This window comes from Azospirillum sp. HJ39 (assembly GCF_041507355.1).
GTDB lineage: Bacteria > Pseudomonadota > Alphaproteobacteria > Azospirillales > Azospirillaceae > Azospirillum > Azospirillum thiophilum.
This window is the reverse complement of record NZ_CP167912.1, coordinates 91,787-106,800: the sequence shown is the minus strand read 5'-3', so window position 1 is coordinate 106,800 and position 15,014 is coordinate 91,787. Positions and strand designations below refer to the sequence as shown.

Annotated in this window: 13 protein-coding genes and 1 riboswitch; of the genes, 10 read left to right on the top strand and 3 right to left on the bottom strand. The window is 70.5% G+C overall.

Translation table 11 applies throughout. The annotated features are described in order from the left end of the window. Positions 1 to 111: 111 nt before the first annotated feature. Both ABMY26_RS28150 and ABMY26_RS28145 read left to right on the top strand, forming a co-directional pair. Positions 112 to 864: a glucose 1-dehydrogenase gene (locus ABMY26_RS28150; protein ID WP_372399480.1), complete on the top strand. Its 753-nt coding sequence runs from the start codon at positions 112 to 114 to the stop codon at positions 862 to 864. A gap of 82 nt (positions 865 to 946) precedes the next feature. Further along, positions 947 to 2,152: a CoA transferase gene (locus ABMY26_RS28145; protein WP_372399479.1), complete on the top strand. Its 1,206-nt coding sequence runs from the start codon at positions 947 to 949 to the stop codon at positions 2,150 to 2,152. A 31-nt stretch (positions 2,153 to 2,183) separates the two neighbouring features. On the opposite strand, the gene ABMY26_RS28140 is transcribed toward ABMY26_RS28145, so the two are convergent. Beyond that, the gene (locus ABMY26_RS28140; RefSeq protein WP_372399478.1) at positions 2,184 to 3,170 is read right to left on the bottom strand and encodes an ABC transporter permease; all 987 of its coding nucleotides are present in this window, start codon (positions 3,168 to 3,170) and stop codon (positions 2,184 to 2,186) included. Between the two features lie 3 nt (positions 3,171 to 3,173). Further along, the gene (locus ABMY26_RS28135; protein ID WP_372399477.1) at positions 3,174 to 4,343 is read right to left on the bottom strand and encodes an ABC transporter permease; all 1,170 of its coding nucleotides are present in this window, start codon (positions 4,341 to 4,343) and stop codon (positions 3,174 to 3,176) included. A gap of 184 nt (positions 4,344 to 4,527) precedes the next feature. Here ABMY26_RS28135 and ABMY26_RS28130 point away from each other — a divergent pair, with 184 nt between their 5' ends. From ABMY26_RS28130 to ABMY26_RS28095, 8 genes are all read left to right on the top strand, one after another. Next, positions 4,528 to 4,860 carry a ferredoxin gene (locus tag ABMY26_RS28130; RefSeq protein ID WP_372399476.1) on the top strand — a complete coding sequence of 111 codons (333 nt, stop codon included), beginning with the start codon at positions 4,528 to 4,530 and terminating at the stop codon, positions 4,858 to 4,860. Positions 4,861 to 4,987: 127 nt separating this feature from the next. Then, a complete protein-coding gene (locus ABMY26_RS28125) occupies positions 4,988 to 5,902 on the top strand; it encodes a DMT family transporter (protein WP_372399475.1) in 915 nt (304 codons plus the stop codon). A 33-nt stretch (positions 5,903 to 5,935) separates the two neighbouring features. Then, positions 5,936 to 6,049, top strand: a riboswitch (TPP riboswitch). A 57-nt stretch (positions 6,050 to 6,106) separates the two neighbouring features. Further along, on the top strand, positions 6,107 to 7,246 hold the full coding sequence (locus ABMY26_RS28120) for an ABC transporter substrate-binding protein (RefSeq protein WP_372399474.1): 1,140 nt from the start codon (positions 6,107 to 6,109) through the stop codon (positions 7,244 to 7,246). Between the two features lie 3 nt (positions 7,247 to 7,249). Next, positions 7,250 to 8,122, top strand: coding sequence for a branched-chain amino acid ABC transporter permease (locus ABMY26_RS28115; RefSeq protein WP_372399473.1), 873 nt, complete (start codon positions 7,250 to 7,252; stop codon positions 8,120 to 8,122). Between the two features lie 34 nt (positions 8,123 to 8,156). Continuing rightward, on the top strand, positions 8,157 to 9,863 hold the full coding sequence (locus ABMY26_RS28110; protein WP_372399472.1) for an ATP-binding cassette domain-containing protein: 1,707 nt from the start codon (positions 8,157 to 8,159) through the stop codon (positions 9,861 to 9,863). Next, the gene (locus tag ABMY26_RS28105; protein WP_372399471.1) at positions 9,860 to 10,561 is read left to right on the top strand and encodes an ABC transporter ATP-binding protein; all 702 of its coding nucleotides are present in this window, start codon (positions 9,860 to 9,862) and stop codon (positions 10,559 to 10,561) included. Before ABMY26_RS28110 ends, ABMY26_RS28105 begins: the two co-directional genes overlap by 4 nt. Before the next feature lie 124 nt (positions 10,562 to 10,685). After that, entirely contained in the window at positions 10,686 to 12,032 is a 1,347-nt protein-coding gene (locus ABMY26_RS28100; RefSeq protein WP_372399470.1) for a hypothetical protein, read from the top strand. Positions 12,033 to 12,093: 61 nt separating this feature from the next. Next, positions 12,094 to 13,935, top strand: a complete 1,842-nt coding sequence (locus ABMY26_RS28095) for a chloride channel protein (RefSeq protein ID WP_372399469.1) — start codon at positions 12,094 to 12,096, stop codon at positions 13,933 to 13,935. A gap of 10 nt (positions 13,936 to 13,945) precedes the next feature. Here the strand turns inward: ABMY26_RS28095 and ABMY26_RS28090 are convergent, their stop codons facing one another. Beyond that, positions 13,946 to 14,971 carry a LysR family transcriptional regulator gene (locus ABMY26_RS28090; RefSeq protein ID WP_372399468.1) on the bottom strand — a complete coding sequence of 342 codons (1,026 nt, stop codon included), beginning with the start codon at positions 14,969 to 14,971 and terminating at the stop codon, positions 13,946 to 13,948. Between the last annotated feature and the right edge of the window lie 43 nt (positions 14,972 to 15,014).

The following is a 15,014-nucleotide window of genomic DNA, read 5'->3' as shown; positions in this document are numbered from 1 at the left end:
TCCGGTATGCTTTTGAGGCTGATAGCAGTTATGACGGATGGTCCATAGCACCGCCGGTCTGGCGCGGATAGCCTCCCCCCGATCACATAATTCCTTGGGGAGGAACCGAGAATGACGAAGCGCCTGGACGGCAAGGTCGCCCTGATCACCGGAGCGGCGCAGGGCCTGGGCCTTGCGATGGCCGAGACCTTCGTGCGCGAGGGCGCCCGCGTTGCGGTCGTGGACATCAACGGCGACGCCGCCCGCGCGGTGGCGGACCGTCTGGGCGGGAACGCCGTCGGCATCGCCGCCAACGTGACGAAGACCGCCGACGTGGAGATGACCATCGCCACGACGGTCGAGACGTTCGGGCGGCTCGACATCCTGGTCAACAACGCCGGCTCCACCCACGCCAACGGCCCGTTCGAAGCGGTGACCGAGGACGAGTTCGACCGTGTCTTCGCCCTGAACGTCAAGTCGATCTACCTCTATTCCAAGGCGGTGGTGGCGACGATGCGGGCGCAGAAGTCCGGCGTGATCCTGAATCTCGGCTCCACCGCCGGGCTGCGGCCGCGTCCGGGGCTGGTCTGGTACAACGCCACCAAGGGGGCGGTGCACAACATCACCCAGTCGCTGGCGCTGGAACTGGCGCCCGACAACATCCGCGTCTGCGCGCTCGCCCCCGTCGCCACCGAGACGCCGCTGCTCGCCACCTTCATGGGCGGCGATACGCCGGAGAAGCGGGCGCGCATGCTGGGCATCGTCCCGCTCGGCCGGCTGGGCCAACCGTCCGACGTCGCCAACGCCGCGCTGTATCTGGCGTCCGACGAGGCGGCTTTCATCACCGGCGTGGTGCTGGAAGTCGACGGCGGGCGGTGCGTGTGAGGCCTCTTTGCCTGTGAGGCCGGGGCGCCGCGGCGCCCCCTCCTGATCCATCCTTTGTTCACACCGACCGGAATCCCCTCACATGTCCTCGCTGCTATCCGACCTGCGCGTCGTCGAGGTCTCGGCCTTCGTCGCCGCTCCGCTGGGCGGCATGACGCTGGCCCAGCTGGGCGCGGAGGTGATCCGCATCGACCCGATCGGCGGCAACATCGATTACCGGCGCTGGCCGCTGGCACCCAACGGCACCAGCCTCTATTGGACGGCGCTGAACAAGGCGAAGCGGTCGGTCGCCCTGGCGCTCGACAAGCCGGAGGGGCGGGAGATCGCCCAGGCGATCATCGCCGCATCGGGGGAGGACGCCGGCTTCCTGCTGACCAACCTGCCGGCCAGCGGCTGGATGGGGTACGAGGCGCTGTCCGCCAGGCGCGACGACCTGATCATGTTGCGGCTGACCGGCAACCCGGACGGATCGGCCGCGGTGGATTACACCGTCAATTGTGCCGGCGGCTTCCCGATGGCGACCGGGCGGGGAGGGGAACCGGTCAACCATGTGCTGCCGGCCTGGGACGTCGCCGCCGGCCTTTACCTCGCCACCGGGCTTTTGGCGGCCGAGCGCCACCGCCGCCGCACCGGCCGGGGGCAGGAGGTGACGGTGGCGCTGGCCGACGTGATGCTGGCGACCGTCGGCAATCTCGGTTACCTCGCCGACGTGCGGGTGAATGGCGCCGTGCGTCCACCGATGGGCAACGATCTGTATGGCGCCTATGGCCGCGACTTCGCCACCGCCGACGGACGGCGGGCGATGGTCGTCGCCATCTCCAACCGCCAGTGGAAGGCGCTGGGCAAGGCGACCGGGCTGGCCGACCGGCTGGCGATGATCGGCCCGCTGATGGGCGTGGACATGGATGACGAGGGCGGGCGCTTCGAGGCGCGCGATGCCATCTCCGCCGTGCTCGCGCCCTGGTTCGCCGCGCGCAGTTTGGCGGAGGTAGAGAGCGCCTTCGCGGGAGCGGGCGTGCTGTGGGGACCCTATCGCGACTTCGGCCAGCTCGTGGCGGAGGATGCGCGCTGCTCCACCGCCAACCCGCTGTTCCGCGAGATCGACCAGCCCGGGGTCGGGCCGCTGCTGGTTCCCGGATCGCCGCTCGGCTTTCCCGGTCTGGGCGAGCGAACCGACCATCGGCCGGCACCCCGGCTGGGGCAGGACACCGACGCGGTGCTGGCCGGCCTGCTCGGCCTGCCGTCGGCCGAGATCGGCCGCCTGCACGACGCCGGGATCGTCGCCTAGGGGTGGTGGACCGCAGAAGGCAGGCGGACCGTCAGCGCTCCTTGATATAGGGGACGCCGCTGGCCTTGGGAGCGACGGCCTTGCCGACGAAGCCGGCCAGCAGCAGGACGGTCAGCACATAGGGCAGCATCTGGATGAACTGCACCGGGATGACGCCGATCACCGGCAGCGCCACGCCCTGGAGGCGGACCTGCACCGCGTCGGTGAAGGCGAACAGCAGGCAGGCGAACAGCGTGGGGCCGGGGCGCCATTTGCCGAAGATCAGCGCCGCGAGCGCCAGGTAGCCCTTGCCGGCGGTCATGTCGCGGACGAAGCCGGCCCCGTGCCCGGTGGAGAGATAGGCTCCGGCCATGCCGGTCAGCGCGCCGGTCACCAGCAGCGCCTGATAGCGCAGCTTTGCCACCGACAGGCCGGCGGTGTCGACCGCCGCCGGATTCTCGCCGACCGCCCGCAGCCGCAGCCCGAAGCGGGAGCGGTAGAGCACCCATTGCGTCGTCACCACCAGCGCCAGCGTCACCCAGATCAGGATGTTGTTGCCGTCGATCAGCTCCCGCCAGACCATTTGCAGGGCGGGCCCCAGCACCGGCACGCCGGCCAGCGCGTCCATTCCCGGCAAATCCACCGTCGGGAGGCGGGCGGCGGACGGCAGCAGCGGGGTCTGTCCGCCCTGCTGGAACCACGCATAGGCCAGCGTCGGTGCCAGCCCGGCGACCAGGATGTTGATCGCCATGCCCGACACCACCTGGTTGCCGTTGTGGGTGACGCAGGCGAAGCCGTGGACCAGCGCCAGCGCCACCCCGGCGGCGGTGCCGGCCAGCAGCCCGAGCCACGGGTTGACGGTGGCCGAGGCGACGGCGGCGGCGAAGAAGGCGCCGGCCAGCATCTTGCCTTCCAGCCCGATGTCGACCACGCCCGCCCGCTCGCAATAGAGGCCTGCGAAGGCGGCCAGGACCAGCGGCGTCGCCACGCGGATCGTGGCGCCGAGCAGCTGCAACGCCAGCAGAAGCGCCTCCTCCATCGCTCAGCTCCTCCCCGTTCCGCCGGGGCCGGCTTCGGTCGGGCCGGCTGGAATCGTTGCCGCCCCGCGGCGGCGGAACAGCGCCTCGATTTGCGGCTTGAACAGGTTTTCCATGGCGCCGGCGAACAGGATGACCAGACCCTGGATGACCATCACCAGTTCGCGGTTGATCGTCGGATAGTCGAAGGACAGCTGGCCGCCGCCCTGTGCCAGGATGCCGAACAGCAGGGCCGCCAGGATGATTCCGACAGGATGGTTGCGCCCCATCAGCGCCACCGCGATGCCGACGAAGCCGACCCCGCCGGTGAAGTTCAGGATGACGCGGTGCTGGACGCCCAGGATCTCGTTGACGCCGACGAAGCCGGCCAGGGCGCCGGAGATCAGCATGGCGACGATGATGTTCCGGGCGGGTGAGATGCCGGCATAGACCGCCGCGCGCTCGTTCCTCCCCACGGTCCGCAACTCGTAGCCCCAGCGGGTCCGGCGCAGGAAGAGATGGAACAGGGCGCAGCAGGCCAGCGCCCACAGGAAGGACAGGTTCAGGGGCGAAGCCGGGATGGCGACGCCGAACCAGCCGAGCGCCCGGTCCATCGACGGCAGCCAGACGCCGGGATCGAACTCTCGGGTTTCCGGCGACTGGCTGCCGGGGCGGATCAGCACGTCCACCAGCAGCCAGGTCATCAGCGAGGCGGCGATGAAATTGAACATGATTGTCGTGATGACGATATGGCTGCCGCGCTTGGCCTGCAGCCAGGCCGGAACGAAGGCCCAGGCGGCCCCGAACAGCGCCGAGGCCAGCACCGCCAGCAAGGCCACCACCGGCCAGGGCCAGCCGGTCAGCGCCAGCGCCACCAGCCCGGCGCCGAGCCCGCCCAGATAGGCCTGTCCCTCGCCGCCGATGTTGAAAAGCCCGCAATGGAAGGCGATGGCGACCGCCAGCCCGGTGAAGATGTAGTCGGTGGCGTAATAGAGGGTGTAGCCGATGGCCTCCGGGTAGCCCACCGCCTCCGTCAGCATCAGCGACAGCACGTCGACCGGATTCTCGCCGATGACCAGGATCACCAGCCCCGACAGCACGAAGGCCGCGACGAGGTTGAGGACCGGCAACAGCGCATACCCGACCCAGCCCGGCACGGCGCCCGGCTGTCCCTTGACCGACCCGCTCAGAACCACCGGCGTCTCCTGATCAACCCATGCCTGGAGTCTTAACCGGCAACCCCTGCGCTGACCAAGCATTTCGTCGGAAGGCGGATCGAGGCGGATCCCGAACTTAGAAGCGTTACAAAAATCTTGCCGCGGCGCAGCAATCTGGCATGATCCTTATCCATACAAACTGTATGGCTATGGAGCACGCCCGATGCCGCTCGACATTCCGCAGACCTTCCGCCACCACGTCTTCTGCTGCGCCCAGCAGCGCCCGCCCGGCCATCCCCGCGGCAGCTGCGCCGCCAAGGGCGCGCATCCGCTGTGGCAGCGGCTGGACCAGAAAATCCAGGGCAAGGGGCTGGCCGACATCGGCATGGCGATGACCGGATGCCTCGGCTTCTGTTCCGCCGGGCCGCTGATGGTGGTCTATCCGGAGGGCATCTGGTATCGCCCTGAGACGCCCGAAGACATCGACGAGATCGTGGACTCGCATCTGGTCAACGACGCGCCGGTGGAACGGCTGGTGATGGTGCTGACCCGGTGATCGGCTGAGCGGCCGGCCGGGCGGCGGAAGCGCTGCGCCGGTCTGACCTGCGGTTGTGGCATTGGGACGCGGCAAGGATTGCCCATAATGTGGGCAACCTCCGCCATTGCCGTCCCGATTCCCTGCCATGACCGACGCCGAGACCGCCGATCTGCTGCCAGCCGAGACCGATTCGGTTCCCTACGCCGTCGGCTGCTTCCTGATCGCCATCCTGCTGTTCGCGGCGATGGATACGCTTATCAAGGTCCTGACGGCCGATTACCCGGTGCCGCAATTGATGTTCGTGCGCTCGCTGGTCGCCTTCCTGCTGGTGGGTGGCTATACGCTGGTGCGCGGCGGCGGGATCGCGGCGATGCGGACGCGGCGGCCCTGGGGCCATGTCTGGCGCTCCTTCGCCGGCCTGATCTCGATGGGCTGTTTCTTCTATGCCTTCAGGGAACTGCCGCTCGCCGACGTCTATGTGCTGAGCTTCGCCGGTCCGCTGTTCATCACCGCGCTGTCGGCCCCGCTGCTGGGCGAGCCGGTGGGCTGGCGCCGCTGGGCCGCCGTGGTCGTGGGATTCGGCGGTGTGGTGGTGATGGCGCAGCCGTCGGCCGGGGCGCCGCTGGTGCCGGTGCTGGTCGGTCTGGCCGCCGCGCTGTTCTATGCCCTGGCGGCGCTGGCGGTGCGTGGCCTGTCGCGGACCGAGACCAGCGCATCGATCGTGCTTTATCTCCTGTTGACGACGACGGTGGTGAGCGGCGCGCTCGCGGTCCCGGTCTGGACGGCGCCGACCGCCCTCGGATTGGGGCTGATGTCGCTGGTGGGGATGCTCGGCGCCGGGGCGCAGGTGCTGCTGACCCAGGCCTTCCGCCGGGCGCCGCCGGCGGTGGTGGCGCCGTTCGAATATACCGGCATGGTGTGGGCCAGCCTGTTCGGCTGGCTGGTGTTCGGCGACCTGCCGACGGTGCCGGTGCTGGCCGGTGCCATGGTCATCATCGGCAGCGGTCTCTATATCCTGCATCGTGAAACGATGATGGCACGCCGCCGGCTGGGTTCTTGACAATAGGCGCTTGGCGGCGACACTCTCGCCGTTCGTTCACGGCTGGGGTGCCTGTGCCGACGCATGCTGTGCGGACGCATGGGCTGAGACACACCCATCGAACCTGATCCGGGTCATGCCGGCGAAGGGAGCCGACCGGATCCGCAAGGCGGCTCCGTTCCTCCGCGTCGCCACGCTGCCGGCGCGCGTAGGGAGTTACAGGTCATGCGGCGCACGCTTTCCCTTCTGATCGGCCTGCTGGCGGCCACGTCGGCGCTGCCATACACCGGCGCCCGGGCCGACGATGCCCTGTCCTTTCCGGTGCTGGTGCCGCTGACCGGCTTCCTGTCGCTGGAGGGCACCAGCCAGCGCAACGGCGCGGTGCTGGCGCTGAAGCAGACCCCGGCCGGCATCGCCATCGCATCCGAAGTGGTCGACACCGGCACCTCGCCGGAAGCGGCGGTGACTGCGCTGGAGCGCGCTGCCGGCGGCGGCACGGTGGGCGCGGTCGCCGCCAGCATGCTCGGCACCCAGATGCTGGCGATGCTGCCGCTGGCGCAGGAGCTGAAGCTGCCCCTTGTCACCGTCTCCGGCACCGCGTCGATCACCGAGCAGGGCAACCCCTGGGTCTTCCGCTTCTTCCCCGGCGACGCGGTGACCAAATCCGCCCATGCCCGCTATGTGGTGGAGGAGCTGGGCAAGCGGCGGCCCGCCGTCATCTACCAGACCACCGCCTACGGCCAGAGCGGCAAGACGCATCTCGACGCCGCCTTCAAGGCGCTGGGCGTCGCGCCGGTGTTCGAGGAGGGGGTGGACCCCGCCGCCAAGGATCTGCTGCCGGTTCTGACCAAGGCGCTGGCCGCCAAGCCCGACGTGCTGGTGCTGCACCTGCATTCCGGCCCGACCGCGCTGCTGCTGAAGCAGGCCGCGTCCAGCGGCGTGACGGTGCCGATCGTCGCCGGCTCCGCCATGCACCAGCCGAGCACCGCGGCCCTGCTGGAGCCGGCGGAGTTGAAGGGCGTCTGCGCCGAGACGGCGGCCTCGCCGGTTTCCGGCGGCTCGCCGGAGGTCGAGGCCTTCACCGACGCCTACCGCGCCGCCTTCGGCAAGGAGCCGGACGCCTTCGCGCTCGGCCAGTATGATGGCATGACCATGGTGCTGGAGGCGGTGAAGGCCGGCGCCCGCAGCCCGGACGCCATCCGCAAGGCGCTGGCGGCCGGAAGCTTCAAGGGCCTCGCCATGACCTACCGGTCGGACGGCAAGGGCAACATGGCCCATTCCGCCGTCATCGTCTGTTATGACGGGACCAGCCGTGTGCCGGCGCTGGTCAAGCGTTACGACGACCCGACGCTTGCGGCGAAGTGACGGATGGCGGCGCTTCAACTGCTGGTCAACGGCGTGGCGCTGGGGGCGGCCTACGCCCTGGTGGCGCTCGGATTCGTGCTGGTGCTGAACGCCACCTCGGCGGTGAATTTCGCCCAGGGCGACCTCGTGATGGCCGGCGGGCTGCTGGCGGTGGCGCTGGCGCCGCTCATTCCTCTTCCGGGCATCGTGCTGCTGCCGGCGGTGCTGGTCCTGATGGCCGGGCTCGGGCTGCTGCTGGCGCTGGCGGCCTATCTGCCGCTGCGGCGCCGGCCGCCGGTGTCGGTCTTCATCAGCACCATCGCCGTCGGCATCGTCCTGCAGAACGGCGCCGCCATCCTGTTCGGGCCGGAGCCGCGCGCCGCCCCACCGCTGATCGTCGACGACACTCTCCATGTCGGCGGGCTGGCGCTGCCGGTGCAATCGCTCGCCATCATCGCGGTGGCGGCGCTGCTGATCGGTGCGCAGCAATGGGTGTTCGCCCGCACCCAGCTCGGCCGCCGGCTGCGGGCGACGGCGCAGGACCCGGAGATGGCGCGCGCCTGCGGCGTGCCGGTCACCGCGATGATCCTGCTCACCTTCGCCATCGGCGCCGCCTGCGCCGGTGCGGCCGGGCTGCTGCTCGCCAACCGCTATTTCGTCACCCCGACCTCGGGCGGCGACCTGATCCTCAAGGCCTACATCGCGGTGACGATCGGCGGCTGGGGATCGGTGCCCGGCGCGGTGGTGGGGGCACTGCTGATCGCGCTGTTCGAGGTGGGCGTGTCGTCGGTGCTGTCCTACCCGGTGGCGCTGGGGGTGCTGTACCTGACGCTGCTGGCGATCCTGGTTCTGCGGCCTCAAGGGCTGTTCGGCGAAGCGGTGCGGCGCCGTGGGTGATCGACGCTCCCCTTGCTGGAGAGGGGCGGATGCCGTGTTGTCCGCGGCTGCTCTTGCCCTGCTGATCTATGCGTTCGCTTTCGCATCTCCCTACGGCCTGCGCGTCCTCACCGTCGCCGGGGTCTATGCGCTGGCCGGCTTCGGTTTCCAGATCGTCTTCGGGCTGGGCGGGGCGCTGTCGCTGGCGCAGGGCGCCTTCTTCGGCGTCGGTGCCTATGTCACGGGCATCCTCGGCAGCCGGTACGGGCTGGGCTTCGAGGCGACCTTTCCGCTGTCGCTGCTGGTGCCGCTGGCACTGGCTCTGCCGGTCGGGCTGGCGGTGCTGCGGTTGGAGTCGCACTATTTCGCGCTGGCGACGCTGGGGATCGCGCAGGTGCTGCATCTGCTGGCGGTCAATCTGCCGGAGCTGACCGGCGGCGCCAACGGGCTGGCCGGGGTGCCGGGCGTGGTGCTGTTCGGCTGGACGGTGCCGCGTGGGCTGCCGATGGCGGCACTGGTCTGGGGGTTGGTGGCGCTGGGCGGGCTGGCCGGCTGGCGGCTGACGCGCGGCCGGCTCGGCCGCTCGCTGGAAACCCTGCGCGACGACCCGATGGCGGCGGCGACGCTCGGGCTCGACGTCGGCCGGCTGCGGCTGGCCGCCTTCGGCATCAGCGCAGCGTTCGCCGGGGCCGCCGGAGCCCTGGCGGTGCACACCCAGCGCGTCGTCTCGCCGGAGGTGCTGGAATTCCCGGTGATGGTCTCGATCCTCACCATCGCCATCGTCGGCGGGCGCGGACGGATGGCCGGGGCTGTGCTGGGGGCCGTGCTGCTGCTGCATCTGCCGGAGTGGTTCCGCTTCCTGGAGCGCGGCTATCTGGTGGTCTACGGCATGGCGCTGCTGCTGACCGTGCTGCTGGCGCCGGATGGACTGACCGGCCTGATCGACCGCGCAGTCAATTTCCGCTTGTCCGGTCGTCGTCCGCGCCCGCTGCCCGCCGCGCAGGAACCGCCGCGGCCCGCGATCCCGGCAGGTGGCCCGGCAGGGGGGCTCGCCGTGGACCTGTTGGAGAAATCCTTCGGCGGCGTGCGTGCGGTGGACGGCGTCTCGTTCGACCTGCCGCCGGGCGGCATCACCGGCCTGATCGGCCCCAACGGGTCGGGCAAAACCACCGTCATCAACCTGCTGTCCGGGCTGGAGCGGCCCGACGGCGGGCGGGTTCTGCTCGCCGGCCGCGACATGACCGGCGCCCGCGCCGACCGGCTGGCCCGCGCCGGGCTGGCCCGCAGCTTCCAGGCGGCGACGTTGCCGCAGGGTGTCGGCGTGCTGGAGGCGGTGGCAGCTGCCCGCCTCGCCATCGACCCAGACATCGAAACGGCGGAGGCGCATGCACGGTGGGCGCTCGACCGGCTCGGCGTCGGCGATCTTGCCGGCCGTTTCTGCGATGGGTTGCCGGCGGGATTGCGGCGGCGGGTGGAACTGGCCCGGGCAGTGGTCCGCCGCCCGGCGGTGCTGATGCTGGACGAGCCGGCAGCCGGCCTGACCGACGGCGAAAAGGCGGAGCTGGCCGCCCTGCTGCGCGAGTTGGCGGGCGAAGGGATGGCGATCCTGCTGGTGGAGCATGACATGGGCTTCCTGTTGCCGCTCGCGGGCCGTGTGCTGTGCCTCGACCGTGGGTGGGTGATCTATGACGGCCCGGCCGACGGCGTGCGCCGGGACGCCGCGGTGATCGCCGCCTATCTCGGCCCGGCGAGGCCGGCATGAACGCGCTGCTGTCCATCCGCGGCCTGAGCGCCGGCTATGCCGGGTCGCTTGCGCTCGACGACGTGTCGCTGACCCTCGCCTCGGGGGAGACGGTGGCCCTGCTCGGCGCCAACGGGGCCGGCAAGTCCACGTTGTTGAAGGCTTTGCTCGGCCTCGTCCCGGCGCGGGGGGAGCTGCGCTTCGACGGCGGCGACCTTGCCGGGCTGGCGACGGAGGCGCGGGTGCGCCGTGGCATCGGCTATGTTCCGGAGGGGCGGCGGGTCTTTCCCGGCATGAGCGTGCGCGACAATCTGGAGGTCGCCGGACTGGCCGCCGCCCGCGACCGCGCGCAGGATGTCGAGCGCGTCTTCGCCCTGTTCCCCGACCTTGCCCGCAAGAGCGGGGAAGGCGCCTGGCGCCTGTCCGGCGGCCAGCAGCAGATGCTGAGCCTGGGCCGCGCGCTGATGGGGCGGCCGCGCCTGCTTCTGCTCGACGAGCCGTCGCTCGGCCTGTCGCCCAAGCTGGCCGACGAGGTCTTCGCCGCCGTCCGCCGCATCGCCTCCGGCGGAACCGCCGTTCTGCTCGCCGAACAAAGCGCCGCCCGTGCCCTCTCCATCGCTCCGCGCGCCATCCTGCTGCGGCTGGGTCGTGTGGTGGCGGACGGTCCGGTGGCGGGCCTATCGGAAGAGACGGTGCGGGACGCGTTCTTCGGAGGATAGGGCCCCCCTGCGTGCTCTGCGCAACAGGTGAAGGCATCCGGCAACGGTGCGGGCGGTTGCGCTTGCGGATGGCGGCTGGCGCGGATAGCTTCGCCGCCACAACCATACTATGGACTACCTCGTCATGACCGCCCGCTTCGCCGCTTCGCTGTCCGCGCTTCTCCTGCTGGGGGTGGCGCCGGTTCCGGCGATGGCCGAGCTGGTGCCGGTCGAGCCGAACATCCCTCCCGCCGCCTATTACGGCCTGCCCCCGCCGGAAGCCGAGGTGGTGATCCCCGGCGCCCCGGCGCAGGGTGCGGGCAATCCCGCCGCCAAACCTGCGGATGCGCCCGCCAATGCCCCCGCCGCCAAGCCCGCCGACAAGCCCGATGGGCCGGGGGAGCTGATCGAGAGCTGGGACGGCGGGGCCGCCAAGAAGAAGGACGGCAGCTTCGCCTACTGCGTGGTGGAGGGCGAGTTCACATCGGGCCATGTGCTGATGATTGCCCGCAGCCCGAAGGGGGAGACCAACATCGGCATCGGCATTCCGGGCGCCGACCTGCCCAAGGGCGGCGAATGGCCGGTGACCGTCGAGGTCGACAAAAAGCTGAAGCGCGAGCGGGTCGCCATCGCCTCGCAGCCGGACATGCTGGTTGTCTCCAACGGCAAGGACGAGGAACTGGTCGGCGCCCTGATGAGCGGGAACGAACTGGTGGTTTCCTCCGCCTCCGACCGCATCGCCTTCAAGCTCAGCGGCACGAAGAAGGTGTTGGGCGACCTGAAGACCTGCGTCGACAAGAGCGGCAACGTCCCGCCGATCAAGGTCGCCGCCGGCCGTCCGGCGGAAAAGCCGGCGGAGAAGAAGGATCGCCTGCCGGAGGGGCTGGACAGCCTGTTGACCGCCGCCGGAGTCCACGATGCCGAACTGGTGCCGATGGACAAGCTGCCGCCCGAACGGCGCCCGGCCGACGTCGCCTGGCGCTTCGGCCCCATCGTCGGCGGCATCCGTGAACGCGCGGTGGGCGAGGGCTCGAAGCTCGACGAGTTGTCGGACAGCTTCGCCGACGCCATGAAGCAGCGCTGCGAGGGCACGGCCACCGTCGCGCTCGATCCGCCGGAGCAAGCCGGTTCGGTCTGGATCCGCACCGGCTCGGTCGACTGCGCCATGCCGCAGGGCAAGCTGCACGTCACGCTCAATTTCCTGCTATCGCAGCGCCGGCTGTTCACCGTCCTGTTCCACGAGGCGGCGGAGCCGGACGTACAGCTGGCCGACAAGGTGCGCGAGAACCTGGCGCAGGTGCTGCGCCGCGCCGGCACCGCTGCGCCGGCCCTCGCCCCGGCGGACGGCGCTGCCTCTCAGACCACTCCCCCTTCCGTTCCCCCCTCCGCCGATGCGGCGCCGGCTGCGCCCTCCAACCCGGTCCCGGCCCCGGTCCCGGCAGCTCCGGCGGCGGTGAAGCCGCAGACAAAGCCGCAACCGGCCAAGCCCTGACGGAACTCGGGCCCTTCCGATCCATTGTCCTTGGACGGAAGGGCCATCAACGCGCGTGATCATGCCGGACAGCACCACCTCCATCGACGGCGTGGGCGAGAATGCCCGCGCCGGCTCGGATCCCTATGCTGCGCTCGACGCATCCGCCGCCACCAGCCTGTCGGATCGCTGGACCGTGCGCGACAGCGTGCTGGCCGTGGTATTGCTTGCCGCCCTGGTCGGCGGAGTGGTCGGGCTGGCCGTCGGCCTGCTGCATGAAGGGGTGCTGCTGATGCAGGCGCTCGCCTTCGACCTGCCGGATGGCGAACGGCTGGGGCAGGGCGCGCCCGGCCTGCTGCGGACGCTGGGCGTTCCGGTGGCGGGCGGTCTGCTGCTGGGCGTACTGTCGATGCTGGTGCGGCGCTGGCGTCCCAACGACATCGTCGACGCGGTGGAGGCGAACGCGCTCTATGGCGGCAAGATGTCGCTGCTCGACAGCCTGCGGCTGACGGTGACGACGGCGCTGTCCAACGGCTCCGGCGCGTCGGTCGGGATGGAGGCCGCCTATACCCAGGCAGGGGCCGGGCTGGCCTCCGCGCTGGGCCAGCGGCTGCGGCTGCGGCGGGCGGATTTGCGGACCATGGTGGGGTGCGGGGCGGCGGCGGCCATCGCCGCGGCCTATCACGCGCCGCTGGCCGGTGCCTTCTATGCCTTCGAACTGGTGCTGGGCGGCTACACGCTGGCGGTGCTGGCCCCGGTCGGGGCGGCGGCGGTGCTGGGGGTGGCGGTGTCCTCCCTGCTGACCGGCGGCGAGATCCCGCTGGCACTGGGCCGGCCCGTGGAGATCGCCGGCTGGGATTACGCCGCCTGCGGCGTCGTCGGCTTCCTGGCCGGCTGGCTCAGCATCCTTGCCATGCAGGCGGTGACGGTGGCGGAACGCGGGTTCAAACGGCTGCCGGTCCCCCGCTGGCTGCGGCCGGCGATCGGCGGGCTTGCCCTCGGCTGCGTGGCGCTGGCGGTGCCGGCGGTGATGGGCAGCGGTCCCGGAGCCGTGCCGCCGGAACTGGCGGGCGGCGCGCTGGCGCTGGCGCTGACGCTGGTGGCCAAGATCCTGGCCTCGGCCCTGTCGCTGGGGTCGGGGTTCCGCGGCGGCCTGTTCAGCGCCTCGCTGTTCATCGGCGGGCTGTTCGGCGGGCTCCTGAGCGTTGCCACGGCCAGTCTCCTGCCGGGGCTTGGCATCGACGGCGGCCTGCTGCTGCTGGTCGGCATGGGCTCGGTCGCTGCCGGGATCGTCGGCGCCCCGGTCACCATGGTGCTGCTGGTGCTGGAGACGACCCAGGATCTGTGGGCGGCGTCCGGCGTGCTGATCGGGGTGGTTCTGTCGACCACCGTGGTGCGGCAGGCCTTCGGCTACTCCTTCTCGACCTGGCGTTTCCACCTGCGCGGCGTGCCGATCCGCGGTGCCTACGACATCGGCTGGCTGTCGGAGCTGACGGCCTTCCGCCTGATGCGCCGCGATGCCAAGACGGCTCCGGCCGCACTGACGGTGGAGGCGCTGCGCCGCCTCTACCCGCTGGGCTCGGCCAAGATGGTCTTCGCGGTGGACGAGGCGGGCCGCTATGCCGGCCTCGTCGACATGGCGGCCGTCCACGATCCGGACCTCGACGCGGCCGCTGCCGAAACCCGCATCGCCGCGCTCGCCCGCAAGGCCGAAGCGGTGCTGATGCCCGGCGACGACGCCCGCACGGTGCTGAGCCGCTTCGGCAAGGCGGAGGTGGAGGTGCTGCCGGTCCTGTCCTCTCCCACCGACCGGCGGATCATCGGCTATGTGACGGAGTCCTTCGCGCTCCGCCGTTACTCCCAGGCGCTGGAGCGGCAGCGTGGCGAGGATCTTGGCGAGCGGGGCCTGTGGGGACGCGATTGAGGAAGAAGCCTCAAACCACGCAGAGGCAGGCGCCTTCGGGATCCATCGCCACCGAATCGACGGCGACCGGCAGTTTCTCCGGCTTGGCCGGCCGCACCGCTTCGCCACGGCAGGCGTCGAGCGGCAGATCCTCGCCCTGCATCAGCGGGCAGCGTTCGAAGATCTCCGCGATCCAGTCGACGAAGACGCGGACCTTCGGCGACAAATGGCGGTTCTGCGGGTAGAGGGCGGAGATCGGCATCAAGGCCGGGCGGTATTCGGTCAGGATCTCCACCAGGGCGCCGCTGCGCAGATGGGGCAGGGCCATGAAGCGGGCGGCCTGGACGATGCCCAGCCCCTCCACGCCGCAGGTCACATAGGCATCGGCATCGTTGACCGAGACGGTGCCGGCCATCTTCACCTCATGTTCCTTGCCGTCGCGTTCGAAGCTCGGTTCATGGAGCTTGCCGGTCCGGCTGAAATATTTGACGGAGACATGGCGCTCCAACTCCTCCAGCGTCGTCGGGGTGCCGTGGGCGGCCAGATAGGACGGGCTGGCGCAGGTCACCGGGCGAAAGGCGCCGACCCGACGGGCGATCAGGCTCGAATCCTGAAGCTCGCCCACACGCAGCACGCAATCGACCCCTTCCTGGATGAGGTCGATGGGCCGGTCGCTGAGGCCCAGCATCAGCTCGATCTCGGGATAGGCGCTGTGGAACTCGTGGATGGCCGGGATGATCACCAGCCGGCCGATTGACCCGGGCATGTCGACGCGCAGCCGACCGCGCGGGGTCTTGCGGGCGCTGGTGAACGAGGATTCCACCTCTTCCAGGTCCTGCAGGATGCGGGTGGCGCCCTCCAGATAGGCAGCGCCGTCCAGCGTCAGGTTCAGCTTGCGCGTCGTCCGCTGCAGCAGCCGCACGCCCAGCGCCGCCTCCAGGTTCTGGATGGTGGTGGTGACGGAGGCCCGCGGCAGGCCCAGCGTATCGGCGGCCTTGGTGAAGCTGTTGACCTCCACCACACGAACGAAGACGCGCATCGCGTGAAGCTTGTCCATGGCCGACCTGTCCCGCTCTGGTTCACCGCCGCCTATTTAACCA